Here is a 15,471-nt window from a genome sequence, read left to right as displayed (position 1 = left end):
CGACCAAGCGTAGACGGAATTCCCCGTAACTCGGACGGTTCACCCCCGCGCCCCCTCCCGGTCACCGGGAGAAGCTTGACAACTCCCCTGCGTGCACAAGAGATTGACGCAGATCGACGCGCGTAGCGCGCGCCGGTCCGGCTCCGCACGCACATTCACCTGCCACCCCCCATATCCCCTCGGAGGCATGCATGCCGTCCCGTCGTTCGCTCCGCAAACCGGTCGCCGTCAGCGCGGTGGCCTGTGCCGCCCTGGCCGGCGGACTGCTGACCGCCACCCAGTCGGCCTCCGCGGCCGGCGCCCGGATCCACGACATCCAGGGCAGCACCCGAATATCCCCGCTGGCCGGACAGCAGGTCAGCGAGGTGCCCGGCACGGTCACCGCGATCCGGTCGTTCGGCTCGGCGCGCGGCTTCTGGGTGCAGGACCCGCACCCGGACCGCAACCCGGCCACCAGCGAGGCGGTCTTCGTCTTCACCGGAAAGGAGACGCCGAAGGTCGCCGTCGGCGATGCCCTCACCTTCTCCGGCACGGTCAGCGAGTACTACCCGGGCGGCAAGGACGCCGGTCTGCAGTCCGTCACCGAGATCACCGGCGCGACCTGGAAGGTCGGCTCCTCCGGCGCCCCGCTGCCGGCCGCCTTCAAGCTCAACCCGGCCTCGGTGCCGAACCGTTACGCCCCCGCCGCGGGCGGCAAGAGCATCGAGTCCCTCACCCTGCGCCCCGGCTCGTACGCGCTGGACCACTACGAGTCGCTGGAGGGGATGCGCGTCTCGGTGTCGAGCGCCCCGGTCGTCGGCGCGACCAACACCCACAACGAGCTGTGGGTGACCGCCGAGCCGCGCCACCACCGCACGGCCCGCGGCGGCACGCTCTACCGCTCGTACGCGGACCCCAACGGCGGCCGGGTCAAGGTGACCTCCCTGATCCCGTTCTCCGAGCGGCCGTTCCCGGTGGCCGATGTCGGCGACGAGCTGACCGGCACCACCGCCGGCCCGCTGGACTACGACAGCTTCGGCGGCTACACGCTCCAGGCCACCGAGCTGGGCACCCTCGCCGACCACGGCCCCGCGCCGGAGACCACCCGCAAGCAGAAGTCCGGCGAGCTGGCGGTGGCCACCTACAACGTCGAGAACCTCGCCCCCACCACCCCGCAGGCCAAGTTCGACCGGCTGGCGAAGGCGCTGGTGCACAATCTCGCGTCCCCCGATGTCGTCGCGCTGGAGGAGGTGCAGGACGACAACGGCGCCACCGACAACGGCGTGGTCACCGCCGGGGCGACCCTCACCAAGCTCACCGACGCCATCAAGGCGGCCGGCGGCCCGGCGTACGAGTGGCGGCAGATCGACCCGGTCAACGACGAGGACGGCGGGCAGCCGGGCGGCAACATCCGCGTGGCCTTCCTGTTCAACCCCGGCCGGGTGTCCTTCACGGACATCAAGGGCGGCGACTCCACCACTCCGGTGCAGGTGGTCGCCGACCACGGCAAGGCCACCCTGTCCGCGTCGCCGGGCCGGATCGCGCCCGCCGACCCGGCGTGGAAGGCCAGCCGCAAGCCCCTCGTCGGGCAGTTCTCGCTCAAGAGCCGACCGGGCAGCCGGGTGTTCGTGATCGCCAACCACTTCAACTCCAAGGGCGGCGACCAGGGCCTGGACAGCCGTTTCCAGCCCCCGGCCCGGAGCTCCGAGACCCAGCGCACCGGCCAGGCCCGCCTGGTCAACGCCTTCGTCAAGGATCTGCTGGCCAAGGACCCGAAGGCCGGTGTGGTGGTGGCCGGCGACCTCAACGACTACTCGTTCTCACCGGCGCTGAAGGACCTCACCGCCGGCGGTGTGCTCACCGACCAGGTCGGCAGGCTGCCCGCCGCGGAGCGCTACGGCTATGTCTACAACGGCAACTCGCAGGTGCTGGACCACATGCTCACCAGCCGGCCGCTGACCCGGGCCGACTACGACATCGTGCACATCAATGCCGAGTACGCCGACCAGGCCAGCGACCACGATCCGCAGGTACTGCGGATCAAGCCGTAGCCCGCCTCACGTCACCCCGTGTGACACTCCCGTCACTCGCCCGGCCCACGTCGGGGGGCCAACTGCCGCGGGGGGTGCGGTACTGGGAATGTAAGAAACATTCGGCGAGACATAGGGAGTCATCATGCCGAAGTCCCAGAACCGTAAGTCGGGCAACAAGGACCGTGCCGCCGAACGGCGCACCGACCAGCGGAAGCCGAAGTCGTCGGAGGAGTCCGCCGCCGAGCGGACCCAGGACCTGAAGCGTTCGCGGAATGGCCTGACTGGCGCGTGATGGGCCTGTGATGCCCGAGCGGCCGTCGCACCGGAAGGCGCGGCGGCCGCTTTCGCGCGCCGATCACGCGCTGAACGTAGCACTGCTTAACGAATCAGCCAGCACAACTAAGTGGACGTGAAATATGAGGCGCCCCCAGACTCCTGGCATGGAGACCATGTCCGTCCCCCTCGCACCCCGGGCGGCCGCACCGCCCTTCGGCCGTACCGCGACCGCCATGATCACCCCCTTCACCGCCGACGGAGAGCTCGACACCGACGGCGCCCAGCGGCTCGCCACCCATCTCGTCGACGACGGCGGTTGCGACGCACTGGTGCTGAGCGGCACCACCGGGGAGTCCCCGACCACCTCGGACGCCGAGAAGGAGGCCCTGCTGCGGGCCGTCGTCGAGGCCGTCGGCAACCGGGCCCGGATCACCGCCGGGGTCGGCACCAGCGACACCCGGCACTCCGTCGCACTGGCCCGCAGCGCCGAACGGGCAGGCGCCCACGGCCTGTTGGTGGTCACGCCCTACTACTCGCGGCCCACCCAGGAGGCCGTCGCCCACCACCTGCGCACGGTCGCGGACGCCACCGGACTGCCGGTGATGCTCTACGACATCCCCGGCCGCACCGGCACCGCGCTGGCCGCCGGGACGCTGCTGCGGCTGGCCGCCCATCCGCGGATCGCGGCGGTCAAGGACTGCGGCTACGACCCGCTGAAGTCGGCGAAGGTGCTGGCCTCGACGGGCCTGGCCTACTACGCGGGCTGCGACGAACAGATCCTGCCGCTCCGCGCACTCGGCGGCTCCGGCTGCGTCAGCACCGCGGCCAATGCCGCGCCGCGGGCGGTGCGCGCCGTACTGGACGCCTTCGACGCCGGCGACACCGCCGGGGCGGCCCGCCGTCAGCTGGCGCTGGTGCCGCTCATCGAGGCGGTGACCGGCGGCGAGACCCCCGGCACGGTCACCGCGAAGGCGCTGCTGAACCACCTCGGCCTGCCCGCCGGCCCGGTCCGCGCCCCGCTGCTGGCGGCGGATGCCCCGCTCACCAGCCGGCTGGTGGACGCACTGCGGACGACCTTGGACCGGACTGCGGACGCGGATACTGCCGCGGTGCCTGCGGCTGTCCCTGGCTAGCGGGGAACGGTGCGGGCGGCCCGAAGCCGCCGGGCGCGCCCGGCTGCCCGTACGGCGCCCCGGCGGCCCGGTCCTGCCCGGCCGTGCCCTCGTCGCGGTCCGGCGCGCGCGGCTCCTCCTCGTCCGCCACCAGGTCCCGCACCAGCAGCGTCGCACCGGCCACCGCGCCCGGCATCAGCGCCACCGCGACGAACGGGACCAGGAACAGCAGCACGACCGGGGTGCCGAAGCCGACCGCGAGGGCCTTGCGGCCCCGCAGCAGCCGCAGCCGCTCACGCACCGGAATGTCCCGGCGCTGCATGGCCACCGAGGTCAGCTCGACGGCGAGGAAGAAGCCGGAGACACAGAAGCCGACGGCGGGGATCACGGTCTGCCCGAGGAAGGGCACGAACCCGAGGACGAACAGCAGGATCCCGAAACCGGCCGCCCGCAGCAGCACATGGACGCTGTCGCGCAGGGCGATCCAGATCTCCTGCCACAGCGGCCGGTCCGGGGACGGCGGGCAACGCCCCTCGGACTCCTCGACCTTCTCCGACAGCGACTCGTAGAAGGGGTCGCCGATCAGCAGCGTGACGGCGGTGAACGTCAGCACCGACAGCATCAGCCCACCGGCGAACAGCAGCGCCACGAACACCCCGCGCAGCAGCCCCTGCCAGGGCGCGCCCCAGCCGTCGGCGAACGGCGTCGCCCAGGCCGCGATATCGCCGGACCAGAGGGCGAGCACGGTGAGCACCGCGGCGTACAGCACCAGGGCGATCAGCGCCGGAATCAGCCCGAATCCCCACCACCGGCCGTGCTGGGCGACCCAGCGCTGCCCCTTGCCCAGATACCGCATCCCCGCTACAAGATCACGCATGGCGCAAAGCCTATCGGCGTCCGCCCGGGACGGGGACAGGGCGGTGCGGGAGCGGCAACGGAGGCGGCCCGGCGGTTCTCCCGCCGGGCCGCTGACGCTGCCGTGAACGCTCAGCCGTGCACGGGTCGGTGCTGCACGGCCGGCCGTGGCCGTGCGCTCAGTTGTGGCTGTGCAGCACCTCGTTGAGGCCGCCCCAGGCCGCCTTGTTCGGGCGGGCCTCGACGGTGCCGGTGGTGGAGTTGCGGCGGAAGAGGATGTTGTCCGCGCCGGAGAGCTCCAGGGCCTTGACGATCTGGCCGTCGGGCAGCGTGACGCGGGTACCGGCGGTCACATACAGCCCCGCCTCGACGACACACTCGTCGCCGAGCGCGATACCGATGCCCGACTCGGCACCCAGCAGGCAGCGCTCGCCGATCGAGATGATCTGCTTGCCGCCGCCCGAGAGGGTGCCCATGGTGGAGGCGCCGCCGCCGATGTCGGAGCCGTCGCCGATCACGACGCCCGCGCTGATCCGGCCCTCGATCATGGAGGTGCCCAGCGTCCCGGCGTTGAAGTTGACGAAGCCCTCGTGCATGACGGTGGTACCGGCCGCGAGGTGGGCCCCCAGGCGCACCCGGTCGGCGTCCGCGATCCGCACCCCGGTGGGCGCGACATAGTCGGTCATCCGCGGGAACTTGTCGATGCCGGTGACCATCAGATGCAGCCCCTCGGCGCGGGCGTTCAGCCGCACCGTCTCCACCTGGTCGACGGCCACCGGGCCCAGCGAGGTCCAGGCGACGTTGGCCAGCAGCCCGAAGAGGCCCTCCAGGTTCTGCCCGTGCGGCTTGACCAGCCGGTGGCTGAGCAGGTGGAGGCGCAGGTAGGCGTCGTGCGCATCCAGCGGCTTGTCGTCGAGGGAGGCGATGACCGTACGGACGGCGACGACCTCGACATCACGGACCGGGTCGGGACCGATCGCCTTGAGCACGGCGGCGCCCAGCAGTTCGGTGGCGCGCTCGTCGTCGAGGTGCTCGGTGCCGGCCGGGCCAGGGCCCTCGGCAGTCACAGCGACCAGCTCGGGCGCCGGGAACCAGGTGTCGAGAACGGTGCCGTCGGAGGTGACGGTGGCGAGCCCGGCGGCGACGGCGCCGGTGGTACGGGAAGCGGAAACAGCAGCATCGGTCATGTCCGAAACCTAACCGGAGGGCGCCCGCGGAGGCGAACCGGTCTCAGCGACCGGGCCGGGCCTCGCGGTTGCACCATCCCGTGCACAGATCCTGCACGGCGGCCCGCTGCCGGGTGGCTCAGCCCAGCACCCCGGCCAGCCCGGCCCGTACCGTCGTGGGGTCGAAGGGCTGCCCGGTCAGCAGATGCTGCAGCACCAGCCCGTCGGTGAAGGCCACCACGGCCCGCGCGGTCCGGGCATCGCCGATCCGCCGTCCGAGCAGCCGCACCATCTCCTCCAGGCACTCCGCGGCGATCGGCCGCACCGCCTCGTGCCGCAGCGCCGCCAGATAGAGCTCGTACTCCAGCTCCATCCGCGAGCGGTCTCCGGCCAGGGTGTCCTCGATGAGCCGGGCGACCTCCTCGGCGAGCGGCACCGCCGGATCGATCCCGTCGGCCCAGTGCGCGAACTCGGCCAGGCACACGCCATTGACCTGCCGCAGCGCGGCGATCAGCAGCTCGTCCAGGGACGCGAAGTGGTACGTGGTCGAGCCGAGCGGCACATCCGCCGCGGCGGCCACGGCGCGGTGGCTGAGCCCGGCGATCCCCCGCTCACCGACCACGGCGATCGCCGCATCGATGATCCGTTGCCGCCGGTCCGGATCGTAGCGACGGGCCATCAGTGCGCCCCGTCCAGGTTCAGCACCACGACCCCGGCGATGACCAGCAGCACCCCGAAGAGCTTCAGCGCACTGGCGCTCTCCCCCAGGAACACCATCCCGATCATCGCGATCACCGCCGTTCCGGCGCCGGACCAGATCGCGTACGCGGTGCCGACACTCATCGTTTTGAGCGTCTGGGCGAGCAGCGCAAAGGCGAGCAGATAGCCCACCGCGGTGGCCAGCGACGGCCACAGCCTGCTGAAGCCGTCGCTGTACTTCATCGCGGTGGTCGCGAGGATCTCGGAGAGGATCGCGGCGCCGAGCGTCACATAGACCATGCGTACGAGCGTACACAGCGTTGCGTACGTCCGTACATAGCCGTGCGGGGGTCGCCCCGATACGGCGATACGGCCGTGCCCCCCGGATGTCCGGGGGGGCACGGCCGTATCGGCTCGGTCTTCCGAGGGCGACGTCTCAGACGTTGAAGCCCAGCGCGCGCAGCTGTTCGCGGCCATCGTCGGTGATCTTGTCCGGGCCCCACGGGGGCATCCAGACCCAGTTGATCTTCAGCTCGTTGACGATGCCGTCCGTGGCGGACTTCGCCTGGTCCTCGATGACGTCGGTCAGCGGGCAGGCCGCGGAGGTCAGCGTCATATCGATGGTGGCGATATTGGCGTCGTCGATGTGGACGCCGTAGATCAGCCCCAGGTTGACGACATCGATGCCCAGCTCGGGGTCGACGACGTCGTAGAGCGCCTCGCGCACCTCCTCCTCGGAGGCAGGTTTGGTGGTGGTCGGGGTGTCGGTCATGCGGACTTCGCCTCCTCGGAGAGGGCCTTGGCCGTGGCGTCCTTCCAGGCCATCCAGCTGAGCAGCGCGCACTTCACGCGCGCGGGGTACTTGGAGACACCGGCGAACGCCACCGCGTCCTCCAGCACCTCCTCCATGGCGTCATCCGGCTCGACCTGCCCCTTGGACTGCATCAGCTCCAGGAAGGTCTCCTGGATCTTCTGCGCCTCGCCGAGCTCCTTGCCGACCAGGAGGTCGTTGAGCACCGACGCGCTGGCCTGGCTGATGGAGCAGCCCTGGCCCTCGTAGGACACATCCTCAATCGTCGCGCCGTCGAGCCGCACGCGCAGGGTGATCTCGTCACCGCACGTGGGATTGACGTGGTGCACCTCGGCGTCGCCGTCCCGAAGACCGCGCCCGTGCGGGTGCTTGTAGTGGTCCAGGATGACGTCCTGGTACATGGAATCCAGCTTCACGGCTCAGTCAGTCCTCGTCCTCATCCGCTGTGCTTGATAACCGGCTGTGTCTGTTTAACCGAAGAAGTTGCGGACGTGCTCCAGGCCCTCGACCAAGGCGTCGACCTCGGCGGGCGTGGAGTACAGATAGAACGACGCTCGCGTGGTCGCAGGAATTCCGAAGCGCAGGCAGACCGGGCGTGCGCAGTGGTGACCCACGCGGACCGCGATGCCCTGCTCGTCCAGCACCTGGCCGACGTCGTGCGGATGGATGTCACCGAGCGTGAAGGAGAGCGTCGCCCCGCGGTCCTCGGCCGTGCTCGGGCCGATGATGCGCAGGTCGGGGACCTCCAGCAGCCGCTTGACGGCGTACTCGGTGATCGCGTGCTCATGCGCGGCGATGTGGTCCATGCCGATCGAGGAGAGGTAGTCCACGGCCGCGCCGAGGCCAACGGCCTGGGCGATCGGGGGCGTACCGGCCTCGAACTTGTGCGGCGCGGGCGCATAGGTCGAGGAGTGCATCGAGACGGTCTCGATCATCTCGCCGCCACCGAGGAACGGCGGGAGATCCTCCAGCAGCTCCTGGCGGCCCCACAGGACGCCGATGCCGGTCGGGCCGCACATCTTGTGGCCGGTGAAGGCCACGAAGTCGGCCTGCAGCGCCTGCACGTCCAGCACCATGTGCGGGGCGGCCTGCGAGGCGTCGATGCAGACCAGCGCGCCGACCTCCTGGGCGCGACGGATGATCGTCTCGACCGGGTTGATGGTGCCCATGATGTTGGAGACCAGCGTGAAGGAGACGATCTTCGTCTGCTCGGTGATGATCTCGTCGATGTTGGACAGGTCGAGCCGGCCGTCATCGGTGATGCCGAACCACTTCAGCTTCGCGCCGGTGCGCTGCGAGAGCAGCTGCCACGGGACGATGTTGGAGTGGTGCTCCATCTCCGTGATGACGATCTCGGTCTCGTGGTCCACGCGGTAGGGCTCATCGGCCCAGCCGAGCATGTTCGCCACGAGGTTGAGCGACTCCGAGGCGTTCTTGGTGAAGATCACCTCATCGCGGCTCGGTGCGTTGATGAAGGCGGCCACCTTGTCACGGGCGCCTTCGTACAGCGCCGTGGCCTCCTCGGCGAGCACATGCACACCGCGGTGGACGTTGGCGTTGTGGCGTTCGTAGTAGGTGTTCAGGGCGTCGAGCACCTGACGCGGCTTCTGTGACGTCGCCGCGTTGTCCAGGTACACGACCTTCTTCCCGTCGTGGACCAGGCGGTCCAGAAGGGGAAAGTCCTTACGGATCGCCTCGGTGTCGAGGAGGCCCGGCAGCTGTGTCACGCTCGTGCCCTTTCGTTCGCCCCGCCGCGCAAGCGGCTGGTGTTACGGACGCCCACGAGGCGCACCTGCGGGGAGCAGGTCGTCCGCAGGCCGGTGGCCTCGCGCGCGTCGCTCACAGGCTTGCGCCACCCTTCGTGTACTCCTCGTAGCCCTCGGCCTCCAGCTTGTCCGCGAGCTCGGCACCGCCGGACTCGGCGATCCGGCCGTTCGCGAACACATGCACGCGGTCGGGCTTGATGTAGCGCAGGATGCGCGTGTAGTGGGTGATCAGCAGGGTGCCGACCTCGCCGGTCTCGCGGACGCGGTTGACGCCCTCGGAGACGGTGCGCAGCGCGTCGACGTCCAGACCGGAGTCGGTCTCGTCGAGGATCGCGATGGCCGGCCTGAGCAGCTCCAGCTGAAGGATCTCGTGGCGCTTCTTCTCACCGCCGGAGAAGCCCTCGTTGACGTTGCGCTCGGCGAAGGAGGTGTCCATCTGGAGACGCTCCATGGCCTCCTTGACCTCCTTGACCCACAGCCGCAGCTTGGGGGCCTCGCCGCGGATCGCGGTCGCGGAGGTACGCAGGAAGTTGGAGACCGAGACGCCGGGCACCTCGACCGGGTACTGCATGGCGAGGAAGACGCCGGCCCGGGCGCGCTCGTCGACGGACATCTCCAGGACGTTCTCGCCGTCGAGGGTGACCGTGCCACCGGTGATCGTGTACTTGGGGTGACCCGCAAGGGAGTAGGCGAGGGTCGACTTGCCGGAGCCGTTGGGGCCCATGATGGCGTGCGTCTCGCCCTGCTTCACGGTCAGGTCGACGCCCTTCAGGATCTCGCGCGGGCCGTTCTCGGCCTCGACGGAGACGTGCAGGTCGTGGATCTCAAGCGTTGCCATGGGGAACTCAGGACTCCTGGGTGACGGAGACGAGCACGTCGTCCCCTTCGATCTTTACGGGGTATACGGGGACGGGGCGCGTCGCGGGAAGGCCGTTCGGCTTACCGGTACGCAGGTCGAAGCTCGAACCGTGCAGCCAGCACTCGATGGAGCAGTCCTCCACCTCGCCCTCCGAGAGGGAGACGTTCGCGTGCGAGCAGATGTCGTTGATCGCGAACACCTCGCCCTCGGTGCGGACCAGGGAGACGGGAACGCCGTCGAGCTCCACCCGCTTGGGGGTGTCGTCCTCCAGCTCGCTGAGCGCCGCTGCGCGTACGTACGTCATGCCGCGGACGCTTCCAGCTCAGCCTCGACCTTGCTCATCAGACGCTCTTCGACGTCCGGGAGACCGATCTGCTGGACCAGCTCGGCGAAGAAGCCGCGGACGACCAGTCGGCGGGCCTCGTCGGCCGGGATGCCGCGGGCCATGAGGTAGAAGAGCTGCTCGTCGTCGAAGCGGCCGGTCGCCGAGGCGTGGCCCGCGCCGACGATCTCGCCGGTCTCGATCTCGAGGTTGGGGACCGAGTCGACCCGCGCGCCGTCGGTGAGGACGAGGTTGCGGTTGAGCTCGTAGGTGTCCGTGCCGGTCGCGGACGCCCGGATGAGGACGTCGCCGATCCAGACCGCGTGCGCGTCCTGGCCCTGCAGCGCGCCCTTGTAGACGACGTGTGAGCGGCAGTTGGACGCCTCGTGGTCGACGAAGAGGCGGTGCTCCTGGTGCTGGCCCTGCTCGGTGAAGTACAGACCGTAGAGCTCGGCCTCGCCGCCGGGGCCCGCGTAGGTGATGCGCGGGTGCAGCCGCACCACGTCGCCGCCGAAGGTGACGACCACGGACTTGAAGCTGGCGTCCCGGCCGACGAGGGCGTTGTGCTGCCCGACGTGCACGGCCTGGTCGTCCCAGTCCTGGACGGAGACGACGGTCAGCTTGGCGCCGTCACCGAGGAGGTAGTCGACGTTGGCGCCGAGCACCGCGTCACCGGTGTGGTCGATGACCACGACCGCCTCGGCGAACGCGCCGAGCTCGATGACCTGGTGGCCGAAGGTCGTGCCGCCCGCACCGTGGACGGTGATCCGGATGGGCTCGCTGAGCACGGTCTCCTTGGGGACCGAGACCACCGACGCCTTCTCGAAGGAGCTGTACGCCTGGGCGGCGACCCGGTCCACGGGCGTGCCGGCCTTGCCGACCCGCGGGTCGGTCCGGTCGACCAGCTCGTGGGTGACACCCTCGGGAGCGGTGATGTCGATCTTCAGGTCGGGACCGCCGGCCACGGCACTGCCGTCGTGCAGGCCCTTCAGGCGCGCGAGGGGCGTGAAACGCCACTCCTCCTCGCGGCCGTGCGGCACCGGGAAGTCCGCCACGTCGTAGGACGGCGGGGCGCTCATCCGGGTGGCGACGGTGGACTCCGCGGCCACCGCAAGGGAGCCGGTGGTCGTGGAACCCGCCGGGATGTTCTGAGCCTCAGCCATGGCTGTCGTCTAGCTCGCTTTCTTGAAGAGGACGCTGCCTCGTGAATCCGTTGCTGCCGGGTGGCCGGGCGTCAGCCGACCGAACCTTCCATCTGCAGCTCGATCAGCCGGTTGAGCTCCAGTGCGTACTCCATCGGCAGCTCACGGGCGATCGGCTCGACGAAGCCACGCACGATCATCGCCATGGCCTCGAACTCCGTCAGGCCGCGCGCCATCAGGTAGAAGAGCTGGTCCTCGCTGACCTTGGAGACGGTCGCCTCGTGGCCCATGGAGACGTCGTCCTCGCGGACGTCGACGTAGGGGTAGGTGTCCGAGCGGGAGATGGTGTCCACCAGCAGGGCGTCACACAGCACGTTGGACTTGGAGCCCGCGGCGCCCTCGCCGATCTCGACCAGGCCTCGGTAGGAGGTGCGGCCGCCGCCTCGCGCCACCGACTTGGAGACGATGTTGGAGGAGGTGTTCGGCGCCATGTGGACCATCTTGGAGCCGGCGTCCTGGTGCTGGCCCTCGCCCGCGAAGGCGATGGACAGGGTCTCGCCCTTGGCGTGCTCGCCCATCAGGTAGACCGCCGGGTACTTCATCGTCACCTTGGAGCCGAGGTTGCCGTCGACCCACTCCATGGTCGCGCCCTCGTAGGCGACGGCGCGCTTGGTGACCAGGTTGTAGACGTTGTTCGACCAGTTCTGGATGGTCGTGTAGCGGCAGCGGCCGCCCTTCTTGACGATGATCTCGACGACCGCGGAGTGCAGCGAGTCCGACTTGTAGATCGGCGCCGTGCAGCCCTCGACGTAGTGGACGTAGGCGTCCTCGTCGACGATGATCAGCGTCCGCTCGAACTGGCCCATGTTCTCCGTGTTGATCCGGAAGTAGGCCTGCAGCGGGATGTCGACGTGGACACCCTTGGGGACGTAGATGAACGAGCCGCCGGACCACACCGCGGTGTTCAGCGACGCGAACTTGTTGTCGCCGACCGGGATGACCGTGCCGAAGTACTCCTGGAAGAGCTCCGGGTGCTCCTTGAGCGCGGTGTCGGTGTCCAGGAACAGGACGCCCTGCTCCTCCAGGTCCTCACGGATCTGGTGGTAGACGACCTCGGACTCGTACTGCGCGGCGACACCGGCGACCAGGCGCTGCTTCTCCGCCTCGGGGATGCCGAGCTTGTCGTAGGTGTTCTTGATGTCCTCGGGCAGGTCCTCCCAGGAGGCGGCCTGCTGCTCCGTGGAGCGGACGAAGTACTTGATGTTGGCGAAGTCGATACCCGACAGGTCCGAGCCCCAGTTCGGCATGGGCTTCTTGTCGAACAGCTTCAGGCCCTTGAGACGCAGCTTGAGCATCCACTCCGGCTCGTTCTTCTTCGCCGAGATGTCGCGGACGACGGCCTCGGAAAGACCGCGCTTGGCGGAGGCGCCGGCCACGTCGGAGTCGGCCCAGCCGTATTCGTACTTGCCCAGGCCCTCGAGCTCAGGGTGAGTAGTCTCCGTAGGGAGCGTCATGCGGGGTTCCTCCCGGCCGTGCTTGCAGATGCTGTGGTGGTCTTGGTGGTGCGTGCGGTGCTGTGAGCGGCCTGGCCTGCACCGGCCTTCGGGATGAAGGTCGTGCACACCCCGTCGCCGTGGGCGATGGTGGCAAGCCGCTGTACATGGGTCCCGAGCAATCGGGAGAAGACCTCGGTCTCCGCCTCGCACAGCTGCGGGTACTGCTCGGCGACATGGGCGACCGGGCAGTGGTGCTGGCAGAGCTGTTCACCGAGCTGGGGATTGGGGGCGCTGCGCGCCGTAGCAGCGTACCCGTCCGCGGTCAACGCCTTCGCCAGGGCCTCGGTACGGGCCTCCGGCTCGGCGGTCTCGACCGCCTTGCGGTAGCCCTCGGCCTGGACGGCGAGGCGGGCGCGGGCGAATGCGGCGACGGCGGCCTCGCCCTTCTCGCCGCCGCCGGCGCTCTGCGCGATCCAGCGCAGCGCGTCGGAGGCGAGCTGGTCGTAGGCCTGGTCGAAGGCGTCCCGCCCGCAGTCGGTGAGGGCGAAGGCCTTGGCCGGGCGGCCGCGGCCACGCGTGCCGTAGACCCGCTTCTCGCGGGGCTCGACGACGCCCTCGGTGGCCAGCGAATCCAGATGCCGGCGCACGGCGGCCTGGGTCAGCCCCAGTCGCAGTGCCAGCTCGGCCGCGGTGGACGGACCGTGGTCGAGGATGGAGCGGGCGACCCTGTTGCGGGTGCCCTGCTGTTCGTCGTGCGGCGCCGCGGCAGGCTCGGCGCCCGGCCCGCGCCGCTCGGTCTGCTCGGGCGCGGAGGCGGCCGGCCCGGCGGTCCTGTCGACCGCGGGCCCTTCCTGTTCCTCGCTCGCGTATTTCACAACGCCATTGTTGCGTAATTCGTCAAAGCGAGACAACCCTCATCCGGATCACAGGCCGGTGGCCTGTATCACTTAGGGTTACCTAATTCAAGCCCCTGCGGGACCTCCGAAACCGCCGCCGACCTGCAAGGTCGTGTCCCGGCCCGGCGGCCGTACCCCGGTGCCCGCGGCCCGCAGGAATCCGTGCGGGCGCACACCGCCGGACTGATTACCCCGGCACCGGCCGGGGCCCGCGCCCCCTCGTGAAGCCCACGCCCCCACATATGAAGCCCGCGCCCCCATTGAAGAAGACCCTGCCACTCTCCGTAGACTGCCCGCCATGCGCAGCACCTCCCCGGGGGACGCCCCCCGGCCCCCCGGACGAGAGCCTGCCGTCGAGATCATCGGTCTGGTCAAGCGATACGGGACCAAGACCGCCGTGGACGGGCTCGACCTGACCGTCGCGCGCGGTGCGGTGACCGCTGTGCTCGGCCCGAACGGCGCCGGCAAGACCACCACCGTCGAGACCTGCGAGGGCTACCGCCGCCCGGACGCCGGCCGCGTCCGCGTCCTGGGCCTGGACCCGGTCGCCGACGCCGCGGCACTGCGGCCGCGGATCGGCGTGATGCTGCAGTCCGGCGGCGTCTACGCGGGCGCCAAGGCGGAGGAGATGCTGCGGCACACCGCGACCCTGCACGCCCACCCCCTCGACGTCGACGGGCTCATCGACCGGCTCGGCCTGGGAAGCTGCGGCCGGACGCCCTACCGGCGGCTGTCCGGCGGCCAGCAGCAGCGGCTGGCGCTGGCGATGGCCGTGGTCGGCCGCCCCGAACTGGTCTTCCTCGACGAGCCGACGGCCGGTCTCGACCCCCAGGCCCGGCACGCCACCTGGGAGCTCGTCCGGGAGCTGCGCGCCGACGGCGTCAGCACCGTACTGACCACCCACTTCATGGACGAGGCCGAGCAGCTAGCCGACCATGTCGCGATCATCGACGGCGGCCGGGTGATCGCCCAGGGCACCCCGGACGAGCTGTGCCGCGGCGGCGCCGAGAACAGCCTGCGCTTCACCGGCCGCCCCGGCCTCGACATCGCCTCGCTCCTCAAGGCGCTGCCCGCCGACAGCGCCGCAGCGGAACCGGCCTCCGGCGTCTACCGCGTACACGGCAAGGTCAACCCGCAACTGCTGGCCACCGTCGCCTCCTGGTGCGCCCAGAACGGCGTGATGCCCGACGCCATAGCCGTCGAACGCCACACCCTCGAAGACGTCTTCCTGGAGCTGACCGGCAAGGAGCTGCGCGCATGACCGCGACCGGCACGTTCACCCCGCGGCCCGGGGCGGCCCCGCTGCCCCGGATGATCCGCGCGCAGGCGGCGCTGGAGACCAGGATGCTGCTGCGCAACGGTGAGCAGCTGCTGCTGACCGTCATCATCCCGACGCTGCTGCTGGTGCTGTTCTCCGCCGTCGACATCATCGCGGTGCCCACCGATACGGCCGGCGGCGCGGGCAGCTCCGTGGACTTCCTGGCGCCCGGCATCCTGGCGCTCGCCGTGATGTCGACCGCCTTCACCGGCCAGGCCATCGCGACCGGCTTCGAGCGGCGCTACGGCGTGCTCAAGCGGCTCGCCGTCTCGCCGCTGCCGCGGTGGGGGCTGATGACCGCCAAGACCTGCGCGGTGCTGGTCACCGAGGTCCTGCAGATCGTGCTGCTGACGGCCGTGGCCCTGGCGCTGGGCTGGTCCCCGCACGGCAACCCGCTCTCCGTGGTGCTGCTGCTCCTGCTGGGCACCGCCGCCTTCTCCGGCCTGGGCCTGCTGATGGCCGGCACGCTCAAGGCCGAGGCCACCCTCGCCGCGGCCAACCTGGTGTTCCTGCTGTTGCTGGTCGGCGGCGGCGTGATCGTCCCGCTGGACAAGTTCCCCGAGGCCGCGCAGAGCGTGCTCGGGCTGCTGCCGATCGCGGCGCTGTCCGACGGGCTGCGCGACGTCCTCCAGCACGGCGCCGGCACCCCCTGGCGGGACCTCGGCATCCTGGCGGGCTGGTCGGTGCTGGGCCTGGGCACGGCGGCCCGCTTCTTCCGCTGGGAGTGAGCCGCCCGGCGGC

The 15,471-nt window shown here is 70.3% G+C and carries 17 protein-coding genes; 5 read left to right on the top strand and 12 right to left on the bottom strand.

Annotation, left to right across the window (positions count from 1 at the left end):
- Positions 1-191: 191 nt before the first annotated feature.
- From ACGFWI_RS29590 to dapA, 3 genes are all read left to right on the top strand, one after another.
- Positions 192-2,030: an endonuclease/exonuclease/phosphatase family protein gene (locus ACGFWI_RS29590; RefSeq protein ID WP_393909103.1), complete on the top strand. Its 1,839-nt coding sequence runs from the start codon at positions 192-194 to the stop codon at positions 2,028-2,030.
- Positions 2,031-2,154: 124 nt separating this feature from the next.
- Positions 2,155-2,304, top strand: a complete 150-nt coding sequence (locus ACGFWI_RS29585; protein WP_018091848.1) for a hypothetical protein — start codon at positions 2,155-2,157, stop codon at positions 2,302-2,304.
- 148 nt (positions 2,305-2,452) lie between these two features.
- Complete coding sequence (dapA, locus tag ACGFWI_RS29580) at positions 2,453-3,421, top strand: 4-hydroxy-tetrahydrodipicolinate synthase (RefSeq protein ID WP_393909102.1); 969 nt, start codon at positions 2,453-2,455, stop codon at positions 3,419-3,421.
- On the opposite strand, the gene ACGFWI_RS29575 is transcribed toward dapA, so the two are convergent.
- The 12 genes from ACGFWI_RS29575 to ACGFWI_RS29520 all read right to left on the bottom strand — a co-directional run bounded on the left by ACGFWI_RS29575 (position 3,330) and on the right by ACGFWI_RS29520 (position 13,391).
- On the bottom strand, positions 3,330-4,277 hold the full coding sequence (locus ACGFWI_RS29575) for an EI24 domain-containing protein (RefSeq protein WP_393909101.1): 948 nt from the start codon (positions 4,275-4,277) through the stop codon (positions 3,330-3,332). The two genes, dapA and ACGFWI_RS29575, sit on opposite strands and share 92 nt — an antisense overlap.
- 157 nt (positions 4,278-4,434) lie before the next feature.
- Positions 4,435-5,442, bottom strand: a complete 1,008-nt coding sequence (gene dapD, locus ACGFWI_RS29570; protein ID WP_393909100.1) for a 2,3,4,5-tetrahydropyridine-2,6-dicarboxylate N-succinyltransferase — start codon at positions 5,440-5,442, stop codon at positions 4,435-4,437.
- Between the two features lie 118 nt (positions 5,443-5,560).
- Complete coding sequence (locus ACGFWI_RS29565) at positions 5,561-6,100, bottom strand: TetR/AcrR family transcriptional regulator (RefSeq protein WP_393909099.1); 540 nt, start codon at positions 6,098-6,100, stop codon at positions 5,561-5,563.
- Positions 6,100-6,420, bottom strand: coding sequence for a DMT family transporter (locus tag ACGFWI_RS29560; RefSeq protein WP_393909098.1), 321 nt, complete (start codon positions 6,418-6,420; stop codon positions 6,100-6,102). The genes ACGFWI_RS29565 and ACGFWI_RS29560 overlap by 1 nt, the downstream gene beginning before the upstream one ends.
- A 136-nt stretch (positions 6,421-6,556) precedes the next feature.
- Positions 6,557-6,892 (bottom strand): metal-sulfur cluster assembly factor, encoded by a 336-nt coding sequence (locus ACGFWI_RS29555; protein ID WP_208685204.1) that lies wholly within the window; start codon positions 6,890-6,892, stop codon positions 6,557-6,559.
- Positions 6,889-7,347 carry a Fe-S cluster assembly sulfur transfer protein SufU gene (gene sufU / locus ACGFWI_RS29550; protein ID WP_393909097.1) on the bottom strand — a complete coding sequence of 153 codons (459 nt, stop codon included), beginning with the start codon at positions 7,345-7,347 and terminating at the stop codon, positions 6,889-6,891. The genes ACGFWI_RS29555 and sufU overlap by 4 nt, the downstream gene beginning before the upstream one ends.
- 54 nt (positions 7,348-7,401) lie before the next feature.
- A complete protein-coding gene (locus ACGFWI_RS29545) occupies positions 7,402-8,658 on the bottom strand; it encodes a cysteine desulfurase (protein WP_393909096.1) in 1,257 nt (418 codons plus the stop codon).
- A gap of 112 nt (positions 8,659-8,770) precedes the next feature.
- A complete protein-coding gene (gene sufC / locus ACGFWI_RS29540; protein WP_393909095.1) occupies positions 8,771-9,535 on the bottom strand; it encodes a Fe-S cluster assembly ATPase SufC in 765 nt (254 codons plus the stop codon).
- Between the two features lie 7 nt (positions 9,536-9,542).
- Positions 9,543-9,860: a non-heme iron oxygenase ferredoxin subunit gene (locus ACGFWI_RS29535; RefSeq protein ID WP_393909094.1), complete on the bottom strand. Its 318-nt coding sequence runs from the start codon at positions 9,858-9,860 to the stop codon at positions 9,543-9,545.
- Positions 9,857-11,041, bottom strand: coding sequence for a Fe-S cluster assembly protein SufD (sufD, locus tag ACGFWI_RS29530; RefSeq protein WP_393909093.1), 1,185 nt, complete (start codon positions 11,039-11,041; stop codon positions 9,857-9,859). Before sufD ends, ACGFWI_RS29535 begins: the two co-directional genes overlap by 4 nt.
- Before the next feature lie 71 nt (positions 11,042-11,112).
- A complete protein-coding gene (sufB, locus tag ACGFWI_RS29525; RefSeq protein WP_393909092.1) occupies positions 11,113-12,534 on the bottom strand; it encodes a Fe-S cluster assembly protein SufB in 1,422 nt (473 codons plus the stop codon).
- Positions 12,531-13,391: a helix-turn-helix transcriptional regulator gene (locus ACGFWI_RS29520; protein WP_393909091.1), complete on the bottom strand. Its 861-nt coding sequence runs from the start codon at positions 13,389-13,391 to the stop codon at positions 12,531-12,533. The genes sufB and ACGFWI_RS29520 overlap by 4 nt, the downstream gene beginning before the upstream one ends.
- A gap of 319 nt (positions 13,392-13,710) precedes the next feature.
- On the opposite strand from ACGFWI_RS29520, the gene ACGFWI_RS29515 reads away from it, so the two are divergent.
- Together ACGFWI_RS29515 and ACGFWI_RS29510 are read left to right on the top strand one after the other, a co-directional pair.
- Positions 13,711-14,673 carry an ABC transporter ATP-binding protein gene (locus ACGFWI_RS29515; RefSeq protein ID WP_393909090.1) on the top strand — a complete coding sequence of 321 codons (963 nt, stop codon included), beginning with the start codon at positions 13,711-13,713 and terminating at the stop codon, positions 14,671-14,673.
- A complete protein-coding gene (locus ACGFWI_RS29510) occupies positions 14,670-15,458 on the top strand; it encodes an ABC transporter permease (protein ID WP_393909089.1) in 789 nt (262 codons plus the stop codon). Before ACGFWI_RS29515 ends, ACGFWI_RS29510 begins: the two co-directional genes overlap by 4 nt.
- The last annotated feature ends 13 nt before the right edge of the window (positions 15,459-15,471 follow it).

Source organism: Streptomyces sp. NPDC048434 (assembly GCF_043200375.1).
Taxonomy (GTDB): domain Bacteria; phylum Actinomycetota; class Actinomycetes; order Streptomycetales; family Streptomycetaceae; genus Streptomyces.
This window is presented reverse-complemented; position numbering and strand designations above follow the sequence as displayed.

What these genes read in the sequence shown, in the direction of transcription:
- sufC (WP_393909095.1), bottom strand. Translation starts at nt 9,535, where the DNA reads ATGGCAACGCTTGAGATCCACGACCTGCACGTCTCCGTCGAGGCCGAG.
- ACGFWI_RS29515 (WP_393909090.1), top strand. Translation starts at nt 13,711, where the DNA reads ATGCGCAGCACCTCCCCGGGGGACGCCCCCCGGCCCCCCGGACGAGAG.
- dapA (WP_393909102.1), top strand. Translation starts at nt 2,453, where the DNA reads ATGGAGACCATGTCCGTCCCCCTCGCACCCCGGGCGGCCGCACCGCCC.
- ACGFWI_RS29585 (WP_018091848.1), top strand. Translation starts at nt 2,155, where the DNA reads ATGCCGAAGTCCCAGAACCGTAAGTCGGGCAACAAGGACCGTGCCGCC.
- ACGFWI_RS29590 (WP_393909103.1), top strand. Translation starts at nt 192, where the DNA reads ATGCCGTCCCGTCGTTCGCTCCGCAAACCGGTCGCCGTCAGCGCGGTG.
- sufD (WP_393909093.1), bottom strand. Translation starts at nt 11,041, where the DNA reads ATGGCTGAGGCTCAGAACATCCCGGCGGGTTCCACGACCACCGGCTCC.
- ACGFWI_RS29535 (WP_393909094.1), bottom strand. Translation starts at nt 9,860, where the DNA reads ATGACGTACGTACGCGCAGCGGCGCTCAGCGAGCTGGAGGACGACACC.
- dapD (WP_393909100.1), bottom strand. Translation starts at nt 5,442, where the DNA reads ATGACCGATGCTGCTGTTTCCGCTTCCCGTACCACCGGCGCCGTCGCC.
- ACGFWI_RS29565 (WP_393909099.1), bottom strand. Translation starts at nt 6,100, where the DNA reads ATGGCCCGTCGCTACGATCCGGACCGGCGGCAACGGATCATCGATGCG.
- sufB (WP_393909092.1), bottom strand. Translation starts at nt 12,534, where the DNA reads ATGACGCTCCCTACGGAGACTACTCACCCTGAGCTCGAGGGCCTGGGC.
- ACGFWI_RS29560 (WP_393909098.1), bottom strand. Translation starts at nt 6,420, where the DNA reads ATGGTCTATGTGACGCTCGGCGCCGCGATCCTCTCCGAGATCCTCGCG.
- ACGFWI_RS29575 (WP_393909101.1), bottom strand. Translation starts at nt 4,277, where the DNA reads ATGCGTGATCTTGTAGCGGGGATGCGGTATCTGGGCAAGGGGCAGCGC.
- ACGFWI_RS29510 (WP_393909089.1), top strand. Translation starts at nt 14,670, where the DNA reads ATGACCGCGACCGGCACGTTCACCCCGCGGCCCGGGGCGGCCCCGCTG.
- ACGFWI_RS29555 (WP_208685204.1), bottom strand. Translation starts at nt 6,892, where the DNA reads ATGACCGACACCCCGACCACCACCAAACCTGCCTCCGAGGAGGAGGTG.